The organism is Kluyvera fluvialis (assembly GCF_059725275.1).
Genome location: NZ_AP046142.1, coordinates 2,856,780 through 2,873,458 on the forward strand (window position 1 = coordinate 2,856,780; position 16,679 = coordinate 2,873,458).

16 protein-coding genes are annotated in these 16,679 nt (G+C 54.8%); 7 read left to right on the top strand and 9 right to left on the bottom strand.

From position 1 onward, the window contains the following. Positions 1 to 24: 24 nt before the first annotated feature. The 3 genes from chbC to osmE form a co-directional block, all read right to left on the bottom strand. Positions 25 to 1,383, bottom strand: coding sequence for a PTS N,N'-diacetylchitobiose transporter subunit IIC (chbC, locus tag AC6I4B_RS13565; RefSeq protein ID WP_497765807.1), 1,359 nt, complete (start codon positions 1,381 to 1,383; stop codon positions 25 to 27). An 83-nt stretch (positions 1,384 to 1,466) separates the two neighbouring features. Continuing rightward, positions 1,467 to 1,787 carry a PTS sugar transporter subunit IIB gene (locus tag AC6I4B_RS13570; RefSeq protein WP_497765809.1) on the bottom strand — a complete coding sequence of 107 codons (321 nt, stop codon included), beginning with the start codon at positions 1,785 to 1,787 and terminating at the stop codon, positions 1,467 to 1,469. Between the two features lie 288 nt (positions 1,788 to 2,075). Then, a complete protein-coding gene (gene osmE / locus AC6I4B_RS13575; RefSeq protein WP_497765811.1) occupies positions 2,076 to 2,414 on the bottom strand; it encodes an osmotically-inducible lipoprotein OsmE in 339 nt (112 codons plus the stop codon). 226 nt (positions 2,415 to 2,640) lie between these two features. On the opposite strand from osmE, the gene nadE reads away from it, so the two are divergent. Next, the gene (gene nadE, locus AC6I4B_RS13580) at positions 2,641 to 3,468 is read left to right on the top strand and encodes an NAD(+) synthase (RefSeq protein WP_497765813.1); all 828 of its coding nucleotides are present in this window, start codon (positions 2,641 to 2,643) and stop codon (positions 3,466 to 3,468) included. 85 nt (positions 3,469 to 3,553) lie between these two features. Here nadE and spy read toward each other — a convergent pair whose 3' ends face one another. From spy to AC6I4B_RS13610, 6 genes are all read right to left on the bottom strand, one after another. Then, positions 3,554 to 4,060, bottom strand: coding sequence for an ATP-independent periplasmic protein-refolding chaperone Spy (gene spy, locus AC6I4B_RS13585; protein WP_497772157.1), 507 nt, complete (start codon positions 4,058 to 4,060; stop codon positions 3,554 to 3,556). A 340-nt stretch (positions 4,061 to 4,400) separates the two neighbouring features. Further along, positions 4,401 to 5,378 (bottom strand): succinylglutamate desuccinylase, encoded by a 978-nt coding sequence (gene astE, locus AC6I4B_RS13590; RefSeq protein WP_497765815.1) that lies wholly within the window; start codon positions 5,376 to 5,378, stop codon positions 4,401 to 4,403. A gap of 9 nt (positions 5,379 to 5,387) precedes the next feature. After that, complete coding sequence (gene astB, locus AC6I4B_RS13595) at positions 5,388 to 6,713, bottom strand: N-succinylarginine dihydrolase (RefSeq protein WP_497765816.1); 1,326 nt, start codon at positions 6,711 to 6,713, stop codon at positions 5,388 to 5,390. After that, the gene (gene astD / locus AC6I4B_RS13600) at positions 6,710 to 8,188 is read right to left on the bottom strand and encodes a succinylglutamate-semialdehyde dehydrogenase (RefSeq protein WP_497765818.1); all 1,479 of its coding nucleotides are present in this window, start codon (positions 8,186 to 8,188) and stop codon (positions 6,710 to 6,712) included. The genes astB and astD overlap by 4 nt, the downstream gene beginning before the upstream one ends. After that, positions 8,188 to 9,219 carry an arginine N-succinyltransferase gene (gene astA, locus AC6I4B_RS13605; RefSeq protein ID WP_497765819.1) on the bottom strand — a complete coding sequence of 344 codons (1,032 nt, stop codon included), beginning with the start codon at positions 9,217 to 9,219 and terminating at the stop codon, positions 8,188 to 8,190. The genes astD and astA overlap by 1 nt, the downstream gene beginning before the upstream one ends. Continuing rightward, entirely contained in the window at positions 9,216 to 10,436 is a 1,221-nt protein-coding gene (locus AC6I4B_RS13610; RefSeq protein WP_497765821.1) for an aspartate aminotransferase family protein, read from the bottom strand. The genes astA and AC6I4B_RS13610 overlap by 4 nt, the downstream gene beginning before the upstream one ends. Positions 10,437 to 10,915: 479 nt before the next feature. Between AC6I4B_RS13610 and xthA the strand changes: the two genes are divergently transcribed. From xthA to AC6I4B_RS13640, 6 genes are all read left to right on the top strand, one after another. Next, positions 10,916 to 11,719, top strand: a complete 804-nt coding sequence (gene xthA, locus AC6I4B_RS13615) for an exodeoxyribonuclease III (RefSeq protein WP_497765822.1) — start codon at positions 10,916 to 10,918, stop codon at positions 11,717 to 11,719. Positions 11,720 to 11,911: 192 nt separating this feature from the next. Then, positions 11,912 to 12,553, top strand: a complete 642-nt coding sequence (locus AC6I4B_RS13620) for a TVP38/TMEM64 family protein (RefSeq protein ID WP_497772158.1) — start codon at positions 11,912 to 11,914, stop codon at positions 12,551 to 12,553. Further along, complete coding sequence (locus AC6I4B_RS13625; RefSeq protein ID WP_497772160.1) at positions 12,553 to 13,257, top strand: TVP38/TMEM64 family protein; 705 nt, start codon at positions 12,553 to 12,555, stop codon at positions 13,255 to 13,257. Before AC6I4B_RS13620 ends, AC6I4B_RS13625 begins: the two co-directional genes overlap by 1 nt. A 20-nt stretch (positions 13,258 to 13,277) precedes the next feature. After that, positions 13,278 to 14,456 (top strand): ABC transporter substrate-binding protein, encoded by a 1,179-nt coding sequence (locus AC6I4B_RS13630; protein WP_497772161.1) that lies wholly within the window; start codon positions 13,278 to 13,280, stop codon positions 14,454 to 14,456. After that, entirely contained in the window at positions 14,429 to 15,964 is a 1,536-nt protein-coding gene (locus AC6I4B_RS13635) for an ABC transporter permease subunit (RefSeq protein WP_497765824.1), read from the top strand. Before AC6I4B_RS13630 ends, AC6I4B_RS13635 begins: the two co-directional genes overlap by 28 nt. Then, on the top strand, positions 15,964 to 16,596 hold the full coding sequence (locus AC6I4B_RS13640) for an ATP-binding cassette domain-containing protein (protein ID WP_497765826.1): 633 nt from the start codon (positions 15,964 to 15,966) through the stop codon (positions 16,594 to 16,596). Before AC6I4B_RS13635 ends, AC6I4B_RS13640 begins: the two co-directional genes overlap by 1 nt. Positions 16,597 to 16,679: the final 83 nt, after the last annotated feature.

Consider the following 16,679-nt stretch of genomic DNA (forward strand, 5'->3'; position numbering starts at 1 on the left):
AGGCTAGCTCCATACCGCATGGCATTAGAATTTCAGTGCAGCAGCGATGTCTTCTTCGCTTTCTTCTTCTTCAATCGTGGCCTGCGCTTTGTTCGAAATCATGACGAACGGTATGTAGACCATAGTGGCGACAGCCAGGTTGAACAGCGCGACCAGCAGAGCGGCGACGCTACCATTACTGTTAAAGAACGCGCTCAGACCGGTTGGCATTGTCCACGGTGCCAGGTTAGTCACCGGAGGGATAATCCCCATCGCATAGGCAGCCAGTGTGATAGCAGCCAGAATCGGTTGTACCAGCACGAACGGGATAAACATTACCGGGTTCATGATGATTGGCAGGCCGAACAGAATCGGTTCGTTAATCTGGAAGATGCCAGATGGCAATGCCAGTTTCGCAACCTGACGATGGTCAGCGCGGCGTGAGGCGATAAAGATGGCGATAATCAGACCCAGAGTCGCACCGGAACCGCCCAGCAGGATGTACGAGTCAAGCATCGGCTTAGCCCAGAAGTGGAACTGTTGACCCGCAGCAACCGCTGCCTCAACGGAACCATACTGGTTGTACAGCGCGATGTTTTCCAGCGCCCACGGGGTCATGATGCCGTTGTCGAGCGCGGTCAGCGCCAGAGAACCATGCACACCGAAGAACCACAGCAGGGAGTTGAATACCACATACGCCCAGCCAACCACCCCACCCATTGCCGCCAGCGGCTTGGAGATAGAGTCCATGATTATCTGGTGGAAGTTGCTGCCATAAGAGGCCAGCATCCAAGAGATAATCCCGAAGATGGAGAGGATCAGGAAGCCTGGAATCAACGCCGAGAACGAACGGGAAACCGAAGACGGAACGCTATCCGGCAGGGTGATAACCCAGTTGCGACGAATAACGAAGGTGAACATTTCAGCAACCACCAGGCCGATAACCATCCCGGAGATAATGTTCTGACCACCCAGCCAGTTAGCACCGACAGCATAGGCTTCACCGACGCTGTATGGCGTAACGGTCATGAAAGCCGCGACGGCTAACAGGCCAGCCGCCATTGGGTCAACCTTGCGTTCTTCTGCTAACGCTGAGCCAATAAAGAAAGGAGCCATCAGCGACATAATGCCCAGCGTACCGTTATAAACGTTACCGCCGATGGCTTTAAAGCTGTTTAAGGTTTCAATGGTCGATGCATCCAGACGGATACCCATTGAATAGAAGAAAGAACCCTCACCAAAACTCAGAAAAACGTTATTAATTAATACAAACATGGCCCCCGCAAGGGTCAGCGGCATTAATTTAATAAAACCGTTTTTAATGGCGTTAATGTGAGGCTGTTTTCCTATTTTAACAGCAAAAGGAAGGAGTACCTTTTCAAGCGAATCGATCACTTTACTCATAGAAAAATACCCTTAAAAGGCCGTAATTAATATTACGGCGATTAAAATGAAATAACTCTTTGACGGGAAAATAATAATAAAATTTACTGCGCAGCGGCTTTTTTAATTGCAGCAACCGCTGCTTTAAGCACACCTAAACCATCGACTTTGCCATACAACGTTGAGTCAATAACTTCAACGGGCTTGTTTGGCAAAATCTTTTGAATATCTTGCAGCATATAGCCAATTTGTGGGCCGAGTAAAATAACGTCGGCTTCAGGGCCTTTTTCTGCTGCGAATGCTTCGGAGAATGCCTCAATCACGACCGGTACTTCGTATTTCTCAGCCTGTGTACGCATTTTGGATACCAACAATGAAGTAGACATCCCCGCAGAGCAAAATAGATAGATATATTTCTTTTCCATTCACGCTTCCTCAATTTGTGAAATCTGTCATCACCGGGCGTTGTTCCTTGTGCCCACTACCCTCTTATGTAACAGATGAGCTATCTTCTGTTTATGGGATGAGTATACGGCATCAAATTGTGTACGGATAATTCTTAGCACAGCAAAATTGTCTCTCATTGACCTCCGCTTTTGACTACCTTCACACTTTGCTCAAAATAATTCGCGACATGAAATAAGCATGATGACTCATAAAAAAGCCCGACACTGAGGTCGGGCTTTCGTAGATGTCCGATGAACACACGAAGATTACTTAGCCTTCGCAGGATCGGAGTCGTACTCGGCACAGGTCTGGTAACCAGAGTTGATCACATGGCCGGTATCATCCAGCGCCACGAAGTAGCTTTCTGCTTTACCATCACGTTGACCCAAGATATAGGTCTGGCAAGTCCCGCGCGCGTGAATCATCGTCACTTCAGAAGACGGCTTACCGGCAATTTGCGCGACCTGCGCGCGGCTCATGCCTTTTTTGACATCCTTAACCACCGGCTGGGTGAACTGGTCTTTAGTACGATCGTACGCGGTACAGCCTGCCAGCATCGCCAGTACGGTTGCCGCGCCCAGAAGCCCTACTACTTTCTTGTTCATCTACCTTCTCCTTTTTATTGATGTATTTTAAGCCTGGAATAAATAACGCTATTTATCAACTAATACGGCCAAATGACTGTCTTAATCGCTGAAGAATCGGATTAATTTACATCAGTCAAAACGGTGATCCTTGTCGTTTTACCGTCAAAGAGGTAGCTTTAACACTTTGTTCTGATGGCTTATCAGCAGCGGCATTCAGGCTGGCACACACATTCAGGAGGGGTAAGTGGGATTACAACAAGACATTATTCAGGCACTCGGTGCAAAACCACAGATTAATGCACAAGAAGAGATCCGCCGCAGCGTGGATTTTCTCAAGACATATCTGAAAACCTATCCGTTTATCAAATCCCTGGTACTGGGGATTAGCGGCGGCCAGGACTCTACCCTCGCCGGCAAACTGTGCCAACAGGCCATCAATGAGTTACGCCAGGAAACCGGCGACAGTGCGTTGCAGTTTATTGCCGTGCGTTTGCCGTATGGTGTGCAGGCCGACGAGCAGGATTGTCAGGATGCGATTGCCTTTATTGAGCCAGATCGCGTACTAACGGTGAATATTAAAGCCGCAGTGCTAGCCAGCGAGCAGGCATTACGTGAAGCGGGCATCGAGCTTAGCGACTTTGTTCGGGGTAATGAAAAAGCCCGTGAACGGATGAAAGCGCAGTACAGCATTGCCGGAATGACCCACGGCGTCGTGGTGGGAACCGATCACGCAGCAGAAGCGATCACCGGTTTCTTCACCAAATACGGCGACGGCGGTACGGATATCAACCCTATTTTCCGCCTCAACAAACGCCAGGGGAAACAGCTACTCGCCGAGCTAGGCTGCCCAGAGCACCTTTATAAGAAAGCGCCAACCGCAGATTTAGAAGACGATCGCCCTTCTCTGCCAGATGAAGTGGCGCTGGGTGTCACTTACGACAACATCGACGACTATCTGGAAGGCAAAACTATCGCCCCGGAACTGGCGAAGATTATCGAAGGCTGGTATCTGAAAACCGAACACAAACGCCGCCCGCCTATCACGGTGTTTGATGATTTCTGGAAGAAATAATTCGCATAAAGAAAACCGCCGAATCTGCCCATAGCCAGCGGCGTATGAGCAGATTCGGCGGTCTTAAGACAGTGTGCCGATGAGATTATTCGGCAGGCGCAGGAGTCATGTTACCTTCTGGCGCTTTATGTTCTGCAAGACGCTTCTCAAAATTGGCATTAAATTGCTTTTTCTGTTCCGGCGTTAAGATGTTGTAGATCTTGTTCTGGTTTTCCAGACGAGTCAGCATCATCGCTTTATGCTGTTGTTCCATTTTGTTGATTTGCGCTTCGGCTTTCGCCTTGTCGAAGCTGTCGCTGGCTACCAGGTTGTGCATCTCACGCATCTCATCCTGAGACGGGCGTTTCATGTGGTCGCGCCCCTCTTTCATGATGTCACGCACCTGCTGTTTCTGTGCATCAGTCAGGTTCAGCCCCTGGAACATCATGTCATGACGTTGGCCCATTTTACCTTTGTGGTGATGCATCATTTTCGCGTTTGGCTGTGCGGCATCGGTCGCCGTTGCAGAGGTCGCATCGGCTGCATGAGCCAGGTTAGCCGCGCCCAGAGCCAGAGTAGAAGCAACAAACAGAGCCGTTAATTTTTTCATTATCAAGTCCTTACTTTCAGTTATTCTGACGGCGCATCGCCGTGTTGACGAGACTCACTTTACGAGTTTTATCGTCAATTAATCAGAGCGTGCGTAAAACAATGAAAGTGGAGAAAACAATTTCACGCCAATTATGAGGAAATTAAGGATAAAGTATGGAGAGTTGCAATAAAAATATTCAAAACACTGATTAATGGGACATTTTTAATAAATCATAAAGCAGCTATGATTAATAATAAAGCAATATTATAAGAATAATCCGCAATAAAAACGAAGCGACGTAATAAAGCCGCAGTCTCAGACGCTGCGGCGCAGTTTAATTAAGAACGCCTCGCGATAAATTCTACGTTGCGGGAGGACAACGCTCCAGCATTAACCCCGCTCGCAGCCCCAGCGCGACATCAGGATTCGGGAACAGCACGTATTCGCAACCGGATTCCACCACATAGCGGGTATCGCCATCTTCAGCTAATAACGTCCCTCTGGCGAACGGCGTAAAGTTCAGCGTCTGCGCTGACATATACAGCCGAAAATCGGCACTGCGTCGGGTAATCTGCTGTACCACGCGATAATGCAGCGGCACGGTCAATGCCCCACCGCCTAACTCTCCAGCCAGCAGATGCCCTAGCTGGTGCGCCGTTAAGGCAAACTGGCTGAGATCGTTTTGCCCAAAAGGCCGCGCCTTTCCCAGCTCTAACGTACAGGCCAAAGCCTCAAAATTCTCGCTGGTATAATGGGTAAAAGTACCGCCAGGTGCCTGGTGAAAGACTAATGCCTGTACCCCCGCAGAGCCTAGCCAACTCAGAAACGGCGCATCCCACGGCGATGCGCGTGCCGGTAGCACCCCAAACCGGGGATGATGCGAGCCGCGAATAGCGGTATGTAAATCCAGATGCCAGCGCACCTCTGCCGGACAACGCTGGAAAAACGCCGTCACCGCCTGTTCCAGACATGCCGCGCGAATGGTCTCATCACTCACCGGAAAATGCCGCCAGCGCGCGCCAAACATGCGGTTAAGGTCGCTGTGCAAATAACGCTGGTTTTGCCGCAGCGCCGGTGGGTTACCCAGCACCACCAGTAAATGCCAGCGCAGTTTTTGCCGCCCGGCAAGTAACGCACTTAGCAGGTTATCCACGATTTCGACCGGCGCGGTTTCATTACCGTGGATCCCCGTCGATAGCACCAGCGCCTGCGCACAAGGCTGATGCGGCGTGAGCTGTAAAATCCCCACCTCGCGCCATTGCCAATGAAAATGTTCGGTGTCACCTTCCACCTGTGGCGGCAGCCTGCCCGCCAGCGTCAACGCCAGAAACTGTTTCATGCCGACTCCTTAACGCTGGAAAGGATACACAGAGCCAAGCTGCAAAATTTGAGTTAATCGGTCCAGTGCTTCACGCCCCTCTCGCAACAACTGCGGATCGGCCAGGTCGGCCTGGGTAAGCCTGTCGCGGTAGTAGCAATCTACCCAATTATTGAGCGTGGCAAACAACGCATCGTTCATCATCACCGCAGGGTTTACCGCTTTGCGCTCCGCCTCATTCAGCACCACCCGCAGGCGCAAACAGGCAGGGCCACCGCCGTTAGCCATACTTTCGCGCAGGTCAAACACCCGCAGCGTATCAATCGGGTTATCCTGCGCCAATAGCGCATTGAGATACCGCCAAACGCGTGGGTTCTCTTCAACCTCACCAGGCAGTACCAGCATCATGCTGCCATCGGCTTTGCTCAGTAGCTGGCTGTTAAACAGATACGTTGACACCGCTTCTGCCACCGTCACTTCCGCGCTGGGCACTTCAATAGCGCGAAAGCCAGGCACTTTTTGTGCCAGCCGCGCCATCAACAGCGGCTGGTCAACAAACGCCTCGGCGTGGCAAAACAGCACCTCTCGATGACTGACGGCAATGACATCATTATGGAACACGCCTTGATCTATCACCTGGGGATTTTGCTGGGCAAAAATCACCTGATTCGGGTTGAGCTGATTCAGGCGCGCCACCGCTTCACTGGCGGCACGGGTTTGCCGCGCCGGATAGCGCTGCGGCTGCAAAGAGGCTGAAGCATCGCGGCCATAAATAAAGAGCTGCGTACCCGGCTGCCCGTAGTCACGGCCCAAACGGTTATGATTTGCCGCCCCTTCATCCCCCAGCATCGCCACCGACGGCAGTGCGCCGTGCACCGAAAAATGCGCCACATCGCGAAAGATTGCCTGCAAAAGGGTCTGAGTCGTCGGCGCTTCACTGGCGCGATGCAGCAGGCTGCTTAAATTGGCGACCGTAAAATGTACTTTGCCGTCCAGCGCATCTGCTGAAGGGCACACCGTCGCAGCGTTGGCAACCCACATTGCCGATGCCGAACTGGCGGCACTCAGCAGATCCGGCGCATGTGCCGCCGCTTTCGCCACCACCTGCTCATCACGGCCACTAAAGCCCAACTGGCGCAACAGCGCCACATTGGGCCGTTCCTGTGGCGGTATCACCCCCTGGGGGAAACCCGCATCGGCTAGCGCTTTCATTTTCAGTAGCCCTTGCTTCGCGGCGCGTTGCGGGTTCGACACCTGATACTGGTGCTTGGTCGAGGCTTCATTGCCAAAAGACAGCCCGGCATAATGGTGCGTTAGCCCAGGCAAGCCATCAAAGTTGACCTCCCAGGCGTTCATGACTGCACCTCACGCTCAAAATCCAGGCCAGGGCTTAAAGTGGCGGGTAGCGCCAGTTGTGCCGATTCAAGGCTCGCCATTGGCCATGCGCAGTAATCTGCGGCATACCATGCGCCTGGTCGATGATTACCAGACGCGCCCACGCCCCCAAACGGCGCGCTACTCGCCGCACCGGTGAGCGGTTTGTTCCAGTTGACTATCCCGGCTCGCGCTTCCAACAACAACTGCTCGAACTTCTGTCTGTCCGGCGATACCAGCCCGCAAGAGAGGCCATACCGTGTGGCGTTAGCAAGCGTAATAGCTTGCGCAAAATCGTCATAGCGCCAGACACCTAACAGCGGGCCAAAGACTTCTTCATCGGCAATGTCCTGCGCCGTCGTCAGCTCGATAATGCCCGGTGTGAGCAGTGAAGTACCCGGGCGGATTAAACGCGGGGCCAGCAGCGTTTTCCCGCCTTTTGCGACCTGCTGCTGCCAGGCCTCATACACCCGTTCAGCCGCCTGTGGGGAGATAAGCCCGCCGATGAACGGCTGCGGCTCGCCATTCCATGCATCAGGCATAATGCGCCCGCTCACCTCCACCAGCCGTTGCAAAAACGCATCGCCCAACGCACCACGTTTAACCAACAACCGCCGCGCGCAGGTACAACGCTGCCCGGCGGTGATAAACGCGGATTGAATGGTCAGGTGGACGGCGGCATCGATATCCTGCGGGTCATCAATAATCAGCGGGTTATTGCCGCCCATTTCCAGTGCGAGGATTTTTTGTGGTTGCCCCGCCAACTGGCGATGCAGTTGGTATCCTGTCGCTGAGCTACCGGTAAACAGCACACCATCCAGCCCCGGCTGGCGGCTGAGCGCCTCACCGGTTTCACGTCCTCCTTGCAGCAAATTAAACACCCCATCAGGCAATCCGGCTTGCTGCCACAGCTTAGCAACCGCTTCGCCACAGGCGGGCGTCAGTTCACTGGGTTTAAACACCACCGTGTTACCGGCTAACAGCGCCGGAACAATATGGCCGTTCGGCAAGTGTCCAGGGAAGTTGTACGGGCCAAACACCGCCAGTACGCCATGCGGGCGATGGCGCAACGTGGCTGAACCGTCCGGCAGCGCAGCGGTACTTTCACCGGTGCGGCTGTGATAGGCCGCCTGCGAAATCGCGATTTTATTGATCATCGCCGTCACTTCGGTCGCCGCTTCCCAGCGCGGTTTGCCGGTTTCACGGGCGATAATCTCGCCAAGCGCCGTTTTATGTTCATCCAGCAAACGGCCAAATATTTCGACAATCTGCTGACGTTCATTAAAAGGTCGCCGCGCCCATGCGGGAAACGCCGCGCGCGCGGCCTCAACGGCCTGTTCCGTCTGCCGGTCATCGGCATCGTTTCCCTGCCAAACGCTTTCGCCGGTCACTGGGTTTGCGCTCTGGCGCTGTGAGCCGTGCCCGGAAAGCCATTCACCGTTAATCCATAGCGTCATTATTTTTTCTCCTCAGGGCACAGGCGCACCAGGCGAACGGTGTCGCCGGAGTGGCAATTCAGGGCATCTAACTGTTCGGCGGTTAACGTTAATATTTCGCACTGCGGGTCAGCGTGAACCAGCATGGCGCGATAGTGCTGATATTGTTCGTTGGCGACAACGCACAGCGGCAGCGATGAGTCACCGGCGTCCCCTTCTTGTGCCGTCACCAGGCGGCTTTTGCGTACCGCCCGCACGCGGTCAATCTCACATTCAAGCGTTGGACCGCCGTCGAATATGTCAACATAATCGCGATAGCGGAAACCTTCTTTTTCCAGCACCGCTCTGGCGGGTGCCGTTTGTGGATGCACCTGACCTATCACCGCCCGCGCTTCTTCGCTGAGAAAATCGGTATAGATCGGGTGCTTCGGCATCAGTTCGGCAATAAACGCTTTCTGACCGGTTCCACACAGGTAGTCAGCGCGGGCAAATTCCATCGAGAAAAAGCGTTTGCCCAGGCTCTCCCAAAACGGTGAATAGCCGTGTTCATCAATCACGCCGCGCATTTCTGCCACCACTTTGTGGTTAAAACAGTCGCGGAATGCCGCCATAAACAGAAAACGGGAGGAGGACAACAGATGCCCGTTACTCTCTTTGCGCCATGCCGGGTCAAGAAACAGCGTACACAGCTCGCTGCTACCGGTGTGGTCGTTGGTCAAAAACAGCGTTGGCAGCGCGTTGTAGACGTTCAGCTCTTTTGAGGCGTGTACCAGCGTGCCCACGCGGTAGTTGTACCAGGGGTCATTGATCCCCACGGCGACTTCAATCGCACAGACGCCTACCACCTCACCGCTGCGGGTATTTTCCAGCACAAAAACGTAGCCTTGATCGCCACGCGGTAACACGCCTTGCCAGGTGGCCTGGGCGCGGGCAATGCGCGCCGACAGGGTGTTTTCGTCGGCGGGCAACGAGGTCAACCCGCCGCCCGTTTCTCCGGCAAGTTTTAGCAGGCCGGACAAATCGCCGGCTGCCACTGGACGGATAATCATCATGATGATTCCCCCGCAATAAACCGTTCACAGGCACTGGCAAAGCGGTTAAGCCCAAGAGTGACATCCTCCTCAGCCACAATCAGCGACGGCGCAAAACGCACCACGCTCGGCCCAGCAATCAGCACCATTAGCCCTTCATCAGCCGCTAACTGGCTAATTAGCTTCGCTTTTCCGGCGTACTCCTCGCGCAACGCGCAGCCAATCAGCAGGCCGACGCCGCGAATGTCACTGAACAGGCCCCATTGGGCGTTAATCGCCTGTAGCCGCTCTTTGAACCACTGCTCCCGCTGTTTCACCCCGTTCAACACCTGCGGAGTATTAATTATCGACAGCACTTCTCCTGCCACCGCGCAGGCCAGCGGGTTGCCGCCGTAAGTTGTCCCGTGCGTCCCGACGGTCATCACGAGGGCTATCTCCTCACGCGCCAGCAGCGCACCAATAGGGAAGCCGCCGCCCAGCGCTTTCGCGGTGGTCAGCAGATCAGGCGTGACGCCATAGTGCTGGTATGCGTACAACTCACCGGTACGGCCCACGCCAGTTTGCACTTCATCAAAAACCAGCACCGCATGGTGGCGGTCGCAGAGTTCGCGCAGTTCGCGTAAAAAGGCTGGCGACGCCGGAATGACGCCGCCTTCGCCTTGTATCGGCTCCACAATCACCGCACAGGTGCTGTCGTTTATCAGTTCGCGCGCAGAGTCGATATCGTTATAAATGCCGTGGCAGATTTCCGCCGGTAAGGGGGCAAAATCTTGCGAATAGGCGGGCTGCCCACCCGCCGTCACGGTAAACAGGGTGCGTCCGTGGAAGGCATTTTTAAACGCCACAATGCCACTTTTATGGCTGCCGGCACGCTCGTGAGCAAATTTACGCGCGGTCTTCAGCGCCGCTTCGTTCGCCTCGGCCCCGGAGTTGCAAAAGAAGATGCGATCGGCAAATGTGGCGTCAATCAACTGTTTCGCCAAGCGCAGCGCCGGTTCGTTGGTGTAGCCGTTGCCGGTGTGCCAGAACTTTGTCGCCTGTTCGGTCAGCGCACGCACCATCGCCGGATGCGCATGTCCCAGGGCATTAACGGCAATACCGCCCGCAAAATCGATATAGCCTTTCCCCTGTTGATCCCACAGCCAGGCCCCTTCACCGCGTACAGGAATAAACGGAGCCGGTGCGTAAACGGGCATCATCCACTGATCAAAATTTTGACGGCTGATTGACTGAGACATAGCGACCTCGACAGGTAAATAAAAGGTTTAATTTATGTTAATTATTTGATGATTTTCACTGTAAATGTAGATTGCACGGTTCGTGCCAGCGAGGAGGGAAAATGCATAAAATCGGAGTGGTAGCGAAATATCAATCACTTACAAAAGTGAATTATTCATCAAAAATGCATACAAAGTGAATATCTGACATCTTCGCGCCGTTTTCAGGGCAAAATTAAGAAATATTATGCATCAGCAAAATATCGTTCTGAATGTGTGATCGACTGCGAAATAAATCGTCAGTTTACGCACCTATTCGGCGCAACACGCTCCAGTGTGGTGCAAATTTTGCTCGCCAAGTGAGGGTCGACCTGCGTGAAGACCGATTGATGGAATCGCCAATGAAAGAAATCGGCCAGCAAAGCCATTCAAAGACAGTCAGGCAACACAATTTCTGCTACTATCCGGTCACAATTCACCTTGCAAAAGCGGAAGCGACTATGAAATTTGTCTCTTTTAATATCAACGGCCTGCGCGCCCGCCCTCATCAACTGGAAGCTATTGTTGAAAAGCATCAGCCCGATGTCATTGGCTTGCAGGAGACAAAAGTTCACGACGACATGTTTCCTCTCGACGAGGTTGCAAAGCTCGGCTACCACATTTTCTACCACGGGCAAAAAGGCCACTACGGCGTGGCGTTGTTGACCAAAGCCGAACCGGTAGCAGTGCATCGTGGCTTCCCGACCGATGCTGAAGACGCCCAACGTCGTATCATTATTGCCGAAGTCCCCTCGCCATTTGGCAACGTTACGGTGATTAACGGCTACTTCCCACAGGGTGAAAGCCGCGACCACGAAACCAAGTTTCCGGCAAAAACCAAGTTCTACCAGGACCTACAGGACTATCTGGAAACGCACCTGAATAAAGAAAACCCGGTGCTGATTATGGGCGACATGAATATTAGCCCGACCGATCTGGATATCGGCATTGGTGAAGAGAACCGCAAACGCTGGTTACGCACCGGCAAATGTTCATTCCTGCCGGAAGAACGAGCATGGATGGAACGCCTGCTCGGCTGGGGGCTAGTTGATACTTTCCGTCACGCCAATCCCGAAACTAACGACCGTTTCTCCTGGTTCGACTACCGTTCTAAAGGCTTTGATGACAACCGTGGCCTGCGTATAGATCTGCTGCTGGCAAGCCAACCGCTGGCGGCGCACTGTGTGGAAACCGGCATCGACTACGAAATTCGCAGCATGGAAAAACCGTCGGATCACGCGCCGGTGTGGGCGACCTTCAAATAAGCATTATTCCCTCTCCGGTATAATGACGGAGAGGGATAATTCTGAGCAAAATCAATAAAGCGACGCGATCTCCTTGCCGTCAGGGCTAATCTATAATACCGTCGCGCGCACTGTTTCTTCCCGGCAGGAGACCCCCCATGCAAAAGAAGTCGGTATTACGCAGCCTCTAAGCTCCTGCTCATTGTTGCTGTTATCAGCAGCCTTATCGCGCTGATTCATGTATTTGGCCTGGCCGATCTGGTCACCAATTTCCGATATTTACAGAGTCTTGTCCGCCACAGCGGCACGCTGGGTTATGGGCTGTATATTGCGCTATTTATTGTCGCGACAATATGCCTGATGCCCGGCAGCGTACTGGTGATTGTCGGCGGTATCGTCTTTGGCCCGTGGCTCGGCACACTGCTGTCACTGGTGGCGGCAACCGTGGCTTCCGCCGCGTCGTTTTTGCTCGCCCGTAGCCTGGGGCGCGAACTGCTGTTACGCTACGTTGGCCATACCGCCACCTTTCAGGCTATCGAACGCGGAATAACCCGCAGCGGCATCGACTTTTTAATTTTGACACGCCTGATACCCCTATTTCCCTACAATATTCAAAATTACGCCTACGGCCTGACGGCTATTCCCTTCTGGCCGTATACCCTTATTTCAGCGCTGACAACGCTCCCCGGAGTTTTTATTTATTCATTGATGGCAAATGAACTGGCCGTTGACGGTATCAGTCTGGCATTTGTGTTTAAACTCAGCCTCGCGGGGCTACTGCTATTCGCCTTAGTACAGGCGGCAAAGCGCTACGCGCGCTATAAAAAGGTAGACCTTTCCACGGAGGAATTGTGATAACAGCCAAAAGTCGAGCGCTCTGGTATTACCGTGCGCTGATCGTCGTCGTGTTTATTGCCGCGCTGCTGGCGTGGCTCTGGATACCCAGCGTCAATACGTTTGTGGAACGCAGCCTGAACGCGTTTATGGCGCTAGATCAGCACGGCATCGAGCAGTTTATCCACTCTTACGGTTCACAAGCGGCGGTGGTTTCATTCCTGTTGATGATCTTCCAGGCCATTGCCGCCCCGCTACCGGCATTTTTGATAACTTTCGCCAATGCCTCGCTGTTTGGCGCATTTTGGGGCGGGGTACTATCCTGGAGCAGTTCAATGGTCGGCGCGGCGCTGTGTTTTTACATTGCGCGCATTATGGGGCGCGGGGTGGTGGAAAAACTCACCGGTAAAGCGGTGCTCAACAGCGTTGACGATTTTTTTGAGCGCTACGGGAAACACACCATTTTAATTTGCCGCCTGCTGCCGTTTGTACCGTTCGACCCAGTGAGCTACGCCGCAGGGCTAACCTCAGTGCGCTTTCGCCATTTTTTTATTGCCACCGGGCTTGGTCAACTGCCCGCAACCATCGTCTACTCATGGGTGGGAAGTCTGCTGACCGGCGGCACATTCTGGTTAGTCACAGGGTTATCTATCCTGTTTGCACTAACCCTTGCCATCGTTGTCGCTAAGACGTTCTATCATGAACGCCAAAAGAGGAATTCTTGATGCGTTATCACGCAAAGACCCTGCGCCATCTGGGTTACGGCCTGCTGGGGCTGGGAATGTTAGCACTCAGCCCGCAGGCTACCGCCAGCACGGAAAACTGGTCGCAAATTCAGCGCGAAGCCAAAGGCCAAACCGTCTGGTTTAACGCCTGGGGCGGCGATGAAGCGGTAAACCACTATCTCGATTGGGTAAGCGGTGAAGTTAAGCGCGACTACGCCATCAACCTGCGTATTGTGCATATCGCCGATGCTGCCGACACGGTAAAACGCATTCAAACCGAAGCGCGCGCCGGGCGCAAAACCGGCGGCTCGGTTGATTTGCTGTGGGTTAACGGTGAAAACTTCCGCGCGTTAAAAGAGGCCAGTCTGCTGCGCACTGGCTGGGCAGAACAACTGCCAAACTGGCAGTACGTTGATCTCAGCAAACCGGTGCGTGAAGATTTCTCCGTGCCGGTTGACGGTGCAGAGTCACCGTGGGGCAGCGCGCAACTGACGTTTATCGCCCGCCAGCAACAAACGCCGCAGCCGCCTACCTCGCCACAAGCATTGCTCGACTTTGCCCGCGCTCACCCAGGCACGGTGACCTACCCGCGCCCGCCGGACTTCACCGGAACGGCGCTGTTAGAACAATGGCTGATTGCGCTAACCGCAACGCCGGATGCCTTAAAACAGCCGCCAGAGGCCAACACATTCGCCACCGTCACCGCGCCGCTGTGGGCCTATCTTGACCAGCTTCACCCGCACTTGTGGCGAAAAGGCAAGGATTTCCCCCCCTCGCCCGCACGGATGGACACCATGCTGGCGAACGGCACTTTGCGCCTGTCGCTGACGTTTAACCCCATGCACGCGAAGCAGAAAGTCGCCAAAGGCGAGCTGCCTAAAGACAGCTACAACTTTGGCTTCCAGGACGGCATGATTGGCAACGTTCACTTCGTGGCGATTCCGGCCAATTCATCGTCCAGCGCCGCCGCGCAAGTGGTGGCGAATTTCCTGTTATCGCCTGCCGCGCAGTTACGCAAAGCCGACCCGACAGTTTGGGGCGACCCAAGTGTGCTGACCATAGACAAACTGGACGCCGCGCAGCAAAAAACGCTGCAACAGTTGATTCCCGAAAACACACCGCCGGTATTAGCTGAACCACACGCCGCCTGGGTTAACGCGCTGGAGCAGGAATGGCTGCGCCGTTACGGTACGCATTAATCCTGCTGTGCTGGGGCATGATGCTGATTATCTATCTGCCCCTGATTCCAGCCATCGGTGTGCTGCTGACACCGGCATTTTCTGTCGCCCATTGGCAGTTACTGCTCAGCGACGCTCAACTGCCGCAGGCGGTAATGGCGACGTTGCTGTCAACGCTTGTCGGCACGGGTGGCGCGTTATTCCTGACGCTACTGGCGATCGCGACACTGTGGCCTTCGGCGGGCTGGCAGCGGCTGGCTTCACGCCTGCCGTGGCTGCTGGCGCTACCGCACGTGGCCTTTGCCACCTGCGCCCTGCTGCTGTTCGCCGAAGGGGGGATGCTTTACCGCCTGCTGCCCATGCTCAGCCCCGTACAAGACCGCTACGGCATTGGTCTGGGGCTGGTGCTGGCGGTAAAAGAGAGTGGCTTTCTGCTGTGGGTGTGCTGGGCGCTGCTCGGGGAGCGACGGCTGGCTGAACAGGTGGTGGTGTTTAAAAGCCTGGGTTACGGGCGCGGGCAGTGCCTGAGCAGTGTGATTTTACCGGCGCTGATGCCATCGTTAAGCGTAGCGCTGCTGGCGACCACCGCATGGACATTATCCGTGGTTGATGTCGCCACGCTGATTGGCCCCGGCAACCCGCCAACGCTTGCGGTACTCGCCTGGCAATGGCTCAACTCCGCCGATGCCGACGACCAGGCAAAAGGCGGGCTGGCCTGTTTGCTCCTGCTGGCGTTGCTGGCACTGTTGGCGTGCCTCGCCGTTGTGACGTGGCGAGCCTGGCGCTCGCACCATCCGCGCCTCGACGGCGTTCGACAGCCGCATTTCCCGCTTTTGCCTGGCCGATGCCTCGGCCTTTTACTGCCGTTAAGCGGCCTGCTTTGCGTGCTGCTGTTAGCCTGGCTGGCACACGCCACCTTACCCTCAGCCGACACCGCCAGTAACAGCCTGTGGCTGGCGCTGTTTTCTACCTTTATCGGTACGGTTGTCTGCCTGCTATGGCTGGAATGGGGGCCTGTTCGCCAGCCGCGCTGGGTGGAACTGCCCCTGCTGTTGCCCGCGCTACCGCTGGCGGCGGGGCAATATCAACTGGCGCTATATAGCTGGCAGGACGGGCAATGGAGTACCGTACTGTGGGGGCATTTACTGTGGGTTGTGCCGTGGATGCTGTTTGTGCTGCGCCCCGCATGGCGGCACATTGACCCGCGCCAAACCCTGCTGGCACGGACGCTCGGCTGGGGACGTGGGCGTATTTTTCTCCAGCTCAAATGCCCGCTGATAATTCGCCCGCTGCTGTCGGCAATGGCGATTGGTTTCTCGGTGAGTATTGCGCAATATCTGCCTACACAATGGCTGGGCGGCGGGCGTTTTCCAACCCTAACCACCGAGGCTGTCGCGCTCAGTAGCGGCGGCGCAACCGCCACCCTTGCTGCACAGGCATTATGGCAACTGCTATTGCCGATGTGTTTCTTTTTGCTGACCGCGCTGCTGGCGCGCCGTATCAGCCACTTCCGCCGAGGATTACGCTAATGTTGCAGGTACACAATCTAACCTTAACGCTGGCGGGAAAACCGCTGTTACGTGAGGTTAATTTTTGCGTACAACCGGGGGAAATCGTCACCCTGATGGGGCCTTCCGGTTGCGGCAAATCCACCCTATTTTCATGGATGGTGGGGGCGCTCGACGGCGCGTTTCAAGCACACGGTGAGCTATGGCTGAACGGCCAACGCTGCGACTCACAGCCAACGGAAAAACGGCGCATTGGCGTACTGTTTCAGGATGCGCTGCTGTTCGATCACTTAAGCGTTGGGCATAATCTGCGGCTAGCGCTACCGGCTTGCGTACCACGTCACGCCCGTCAGGCGCAGGTTGAGCAAGCGTTAGCCCACGCCGATCTCGCAGGGTTCTACCGCCGCGACCCCGCGACGCTCTCCGGTGGGCAACGCGCCCGAGTCGCTCTGCTGCGCGCCCTGCTGGCTCAACCCGACGCCCTGCTGCTCGATGAGCCGTTTAGCCGCCTGGATCAACAGTTACGCGGCAGTTTCCGCCAGTGGGTGTTTAATCAGCTAAAACAGCAACATATTCCGGTAGTACAAGTCACCCACGATGCCGACGACGTACCGCCAGATTCATCCTGTTTGCAATTGGCAAACTGGTGTTGACGTGAAAAATACTGCGTTAACGCAAGGTAATTTGGGGATAGAAGATTCAGAATAGCGCTCCATTTTTCTCGTCGGACGCCTTG

Coding starts and splice junctions, on each gene's coding strand:
- chbC (WP_497765807.1), bottom strand. CDS start 1,383: ATGAGTAAAGTGATCGATTCGCTTGAAAAGGTACTCCTTCCTTTTGCT.
- AC6I4B_RS13570 (WP_497765809.1), bottom strand. CDS start 1,787: ATGGAAAAGAAATATATCTATCTATTTTGCTCTGCGGGGATGTCTACT.
- osmE (WP_497765811.1), bottom strand. CDS start 2,414: ATGAACAAGAAAGTAGTAGGGCTTCTGGGCGCGGCAACCGTACTGGCG.
- astE (WP_497765815.1), bottom strand. CDS start 5,378: ATGAAACAGTTTCTGGCGTTGACGCTGGCGGGCAGGCTGCCGCCACAG.
- astB (WP_497765816.1), bottom strand. CDS start 6,713: ATGAACGCCTGGGAGGTCAACTTTGATGGCTTGCCTGGGCTAACGCAC.
- astD (WP_497765818.1), bottom strand. CDS start 8,188: ATGACGCTATGGATTAACGGTGAATGGCTTTCCGGGCACGGCTCACAG.
- astA (WP_497765819.1), bottom strand. CDS start 9,219: ATGATGATTATCCGTCCAGTGGCAGCCGGCGATTTGTCCGGCCTGCTA.
- AC6I4B_RS13610 (WP_497765821.1), bottom strand. CDS start 10,436: ATGTCTCAGTCAATCAGCCGTCAAAATTTTGATCAGTGGATGATGCCC.
- xthA (WP_497765822.1), top strand. CDS start 10,916: ATGAAATTTGTCTCTTTTAATATCAACGGCCTGCGCGCCCGCCCTCAT.
- AC6I4B_RS13635 (WP_497765824.1), top strand. CDS start 14,429: ATGGCTGCGCCGTTACGGTACGCATTAATCCTGCTGTGCTGGGGCATG.
- AC6I4B_RS13640 (WP_497765826.1), top strand. CDS start 15,964: ATGTTGCAGGTACACAATCTAACCTTAACGCTGGCGGGAAAACCGCTG.